This is a genomic window from Streptomyces mexicanus (assembly GCF_902506575.1).
Taxonomy (GTDB): Bacteria; Actinomycetota; Actinomycetes; order Streptomycetales; family Streptomycetaceae; genus Streptomyces; species Streptomyces mexicanus.
The window spans coordinates 3,578,040-3,582,303 of sequence record NZ_LR732544.1 but is presented as its reverse complement, the minus strand read 5'-3'; the positions used below and the strand labels follow the sequence as shown (position 1 = coordinate 3,582,303).

Below are 4,264 nucleotides of genomic sequence, written 5' to 3'. Positions count from 1 at the left end.
CCTCCACCCCCGACGCCCGGTCCGCCGCCCCAGGCTCCCGGTGGTCCGTCCGGGCCGTCCGGGCCGTCCGGTCCGTCCGGACCGTTCGGTCCGTCCGGACCGTTCGGTCCGTTCGGTCCGTCCGGACCGCTGTGGCCGCCACGGCCTTGCTCGCCCTCGCCGTGACGGCTTGCGACGGCGGTGTGCACGGCCGGCCCGGCGGCTTCGGCCTGCGCGATCCGTACTTCCCCAAGGCCGGCAACGGCGGCTACGACGTCGGCCACTACGGCCTCACCCTCGCCTACGACCCGGGCCGCACCCGGCTGACCGGCACCGCGGTGATCACCGCCCGCGCCACCGAGGACCTGTCGGCCTTCGACCTGGACCTGAAGGGCCTGCGGGTGACGTCCGTGGCCGTCGAGGGCCGCGGCGCCCGCTTCCAGCGGGCCGGACAGGAGCTGACCGTCCGGCCGCACGACGAGCTGCGCCGGGGCGAGACCTTCGAGGTGACCGTCCGCTATTCCGGCACCCCGCAGACCCTCACCGACCCCGACCGCTCCGAGGAGGGCTGGCTGCGCACCGCCGACGGCGCCCTGGCCCTCGGGGAACCGGTGGGCGCGATGGCCTGGTTCCCGGTGAACGACCACCCCTCCGACAAGGCCGCCTACGACGTGGCGATCACCGTGCCCCAGGGGCTCCAGGCCGTCTCCAACGGCGAGTTGAGCGACGAGACCACCACCGCGGGCCGTACCACCTTCCGCTGGCACACCGCCGAGCCGATGGCGAGCTACCTGGCCACGCTCGCGATCGGCCACTACGAGATCACCCGCTCGACGCTGCCGGGTCACCTGCCGTCGTACGTCGCCGTCGATCCCGTCCAGGCCGCGGCGAGCCGTCCGGTGCTCGCCCGGCTGCCCGAGATCATGCGGTGGGCGCAGGACTCCTTCGGCCCCTACCCGTTCTCCTCCACCGGAGCGATCGTCGACCGGCCCGAGGACGTCGGCTACGCCCTGGAGACCCAGAACCGTCCCGTCTTCCCCGGCGCCCCCGATGTGCCCACCCTGGTCCACGAACTCGCCCACCAGTGGTACGGCGACTCCGTCACCCCGGAGAACTGGCGGGACATGTGGCTCAACGAGGGCTTCGCCACCTACGCGGAGTGGCTGTGGGACGAGGACCACGACGGCCCCACCGCGCAGCAGGCCTTCGACGCGCTGTACCGCTCGGACGACGCGGACCTGTGGGCCTTTGCGCCGGCCCGGCCCACGGACGCGGCCCACATCTCCGACCGGCCCGTCTACGACCGCGGCGCGATGGTCCTGCACCGGATCCGCCGAACCGTCGGCGACGACCTCTTCCACGACATCCTCCAGGGCTGGGCCGCCGCCCACCGCCACGGCACCGCCGGCACCGCCGACTTCACGGCCTATGTGGAGAAGAAGGCCCCGGACAAGGACTTCACGGGGATCTGGCGCGACTGGCTGTACGGCGACGGCAAGCCGCCGCAGCCCTGACCGGGCGCCTGCGCATCGCCTCTGGGCCCTGGCCCACGTCCCCGGGCCGGCCGTCCCCGCCGGCCCCGGCTCGGGCGGGCAGCCGCTCGCGCGGTACCGCGGCTCAGTCCATCGGCTCAGTCCAGCCGCTTGCGCAGCACCGCGCAGGGCCGGCCCTGCGCGCGGTCCGCGCGGTGGTCGATCACCTCGTAGCCGAGGGCGGTCCAGAAGGCGAGGCCCTTGGGGTTGTTCTCCAGCACGGCCAGGCGCACGGCGGTGCGTCCGGCGCGGCGGAAGCGGTCCTCCAGCAGCTGCACCAGCCGCCGCCCGTGCCCCTGCCGCTGCCGGCGCGCGTCCACCATCAGCAGCCCGATCCACGGGTCCGGGTCGGCCGGGTCGGGATGGTGGGCCAGCGTGACCGCGACGCCCACCAGCCGGCCCTCGCTGCGCGCGAGCAGCACCTCGGCGTCCGGCTGGGCCAGCTCGCCGGCCAGCGCGGTCGCCACCTGCTCCGGCCGGATGTCGTCGGGGTCGGGGAAGTCGCCGCTGAGCGCGGGGAAGTCGCGGTTGGAGGCGTACAGCGCGGTCAGTTCGGTCAGCACCTCGCCCGGCAGATCGTGGTCGGGAGTGAGGGGGAGGGGTTCGACGATCACCGGCGCACCGTACCGCGGGCGCCCGCCACTGGGGGAGGGGCGCCCGGCGGCCGGTGCGCGGGCGGGTGCCGGGGTGCGTCGGTCAGACGTTGACGCCGAAGTCCTGGGCGATGCCGACCAGGCCGGAGGCGTAACCCTGGCCGACCGCGCGGAACTTCCACTCCGCGCCGTTGCGGTACAGCTCGCCGAAGACCATGGCGGTCTCGGTGGCCGCGTCCTCCGACAGGTCGTAGCGGGCGATCTCGGCGCCGCCGGCCTGGTTGACGATGCGGATGTAGGCGTTGCGGACCTGGCCGAAGTTCTGCCCGCGGTTCTCGGCGTCGTAGATGGAGACCGGGAAGACGACCTTGTCGATGTCGGCCGGGAGCGCCGCGAGGTTGACGTTGATCGCCTCGTCGTCGCCGGAGCCCTCGCCGGTGCGGTTGTCGCCGGTGTGGACGATGGAGTTGTCCGGGGTCTGCTTGTTGTTGAAGAACACGAAGTGGGCGTCGGAGTACACCTTGCCCTGGGCGTTGACCGCGATGGCCGACGCGTCGAGGTCGAAGTCCGTGCCGGTGGTGGTGCGGACGTCCCAGCCGAGGCCCACGGTGACGGCGGTCAGGCCCGGAGCTTCCTTCGTGAGCGAGACGTTGCCGCCCTTGGACAGGCTTACAGCCATGGTTTGGGAGTCCCTTCCCTCGGTGCGTGTGCGGACGAAAGCTACCGCCATCCCTAGGAACGTCGAAGGGGGTCCCCGTGGTTCCGGAGTCCTTTACCTTTTTTACCCACGGGGTTCGAACGGCCGGCGCCCGCGGAAATCCGCGTGACGCCACCGGGCGCCGAGCGGGAACATGGAAGGCATGTCCGGTCCCTATGTCATCCGCGGCTCCGTCGCGCTCCCCGAGGCCGAACTGGGCTGGCGCTTCTCGCGGTCCTCGGGGCCCGGCGGGCAGCACGTGAACACCAGCGACTCCCGTGTCGAGCTGAGCTTCGACCTGGCGCGCACCGAGTCCCTGCCCGAGGTGTGGAAGGAGCGCGCGCTGCGGAATCTGGCGGGGCGGCTGGTGGACGGCGTCCTGACCGTGCGCGCCTCCGAGCACCGCTCCCAGTGGCGCAACCGCGAGGCCGCCGCCGTGCGCATGGCCGCGCTCCTCGCCGAGGCGACCGCACCCCCGCCGAGGCCGCGCCGGCCCACGCGGATCCCACGGGGCGTCAACGAGCGTCGGCTGCGGGAGAAGAAGCAGCGCTCGCAGACCAAGCGGGAGCGCTCGGGCCGGGACTGGGGATGACCGCCCCCGCGGCCCGCGCCGGGCATCGCCCCCGGTGTGCTCGGGCCGGGCACCGGGGGCGTCCGCGTCAGCCCAGGCGCCGGTAGCGCCCGCGGAAGTACAGCAGCGGGCCGCCGTCCGCGCTGGGCAGACGGGCCGTCAGGACCCGGCCGACGACCAGGGTGTGGTCGCCCGCGGGCACCCGCTGCTCGGTGCGCAGTTCCAGGGTGGCCAGGGCGCCGCCCACCAGCGGGGCTCCGGTGGCCTCGCCGCGGACGTAGGGGATGTCCTCGAAGAGCAGGCGGTCGCTGAGGCGGCCCTTCATCGCGAACCGGCCGGCGATGTGGCGCTGGCTCTCGGCGAGGAGGGACACCGCCCACAGCGGCTGTTCGGCGAGCAGGTCGTCCATGCGGGAGCCCTCGCGCAGGCTGACCAGGGCCAGGGGCGGGTCCAGGGACACGGACACGAACGCCGTGGCGGTCATGCCCACGTCCTCGCCGCGCGGCGCCATCGGGTCGTCCGGGTCCAGCGGCGGCTCCTGCGCGGTCACCAGGACCACGCCGGCGGCCAGCCGGGACATAGCGGCGCGGAACTCGTCGTTGCTCACCCCCTCAGCATGCCCGGAGAGGGCGGCGGGAGAGGCGGAGGACGGCGCGGGAGATGTGTTCAGCACACATCAACGCTAATCACCGGTCCGCGCGGCCCGCATCGGCCCCTGGCCCGAAGCCGGACCTAGGACCACCGGACCACCACGCCCGCCCCCGCACGTCCACCGGACCATCACGCCGCCCGCACACGGCCGCCCGCCACCTGCCCGCCCCGCGCGAGCCACCCCAGACCGCCCCCCCCGCCCCCCCGCCCCCGCCCCGCCGCAGCGCCCCCGCCCCCGCGC

5 protein-coding genes are annotated in these 4,264 nt (G+C 74.1%); 2 read left to right on the top strand and 3 right to left on the bottom strand.

Translation table 11 applies throughout. The features are described from left to right. Window positions 1-131: 131 nt before the first annotated feature. Entirely contained in the window at window positions 132-1,493 is a 1,362-nt protein-coding gene (locus GV126_RS15920) for a M1 family metallopeptidase (RefSeq protein ID WP_159667055.1), read from the top strand. Between the two features lie 116 nt (window positions 1,494-1,609). On the opposite strand, the gene GV126_RS15915 is transcribed toward GV126_RS15920, so the two are convergent. Next, window positions 1,610-2,125: a GNAT family N-acetyltransferase gene (locus GV126_RS15915; RefSeq protein ID WP_159667052.1), complete on the bottom strand. Its 516-nt coding sequence runs from the start codon at window positions 2,123-2,125 to the stop codon at window positions 1,610-1,612. 82 nt (window positions 2,126-2,207) lie between these two features. Next, entirely contained in the window at window positions 2,208-2,783 is a 576-nt protein-coding gene (locus tag GV126_RS15910) for a TerD family protein (RefSeq protein ID WP_028421509.1), read from the bottom strand. 172 nt (window positions 2,784-2,955) lie between these two features. Here GV126_RS15910 and arfB point away from each other — a divergent pair, with 172 nt between their 5' ends. Beyond that, entirely contained in the window at window positions 2,956-3,393 is a 438-nt protein-coding gene (arfB, locus tag GV126_RS15905) for an alternative ribosome rescue aminoacyl-tRNA hydrolase ArfB (protein WP_159667049.1), read from the top strand. Window positions 3,394-3,460: 67 nt separating this feature from the next. On the opposite strand, the gene GV126_RS15900 is transcribed toward arfB, so the two are convergent. Beyond that, a complete protein-coding gene (locus GV126_RS15900) occupies window positions 3,461-4,045 on the bottom strand; it encodes a flavin reductase family protein (protein ID WP_159667046.1) in 585 nt (194 codons plus the stop codon). Between the last annotated feature and the right edge of the window lie 219 nt (window positions 4,046-4,264).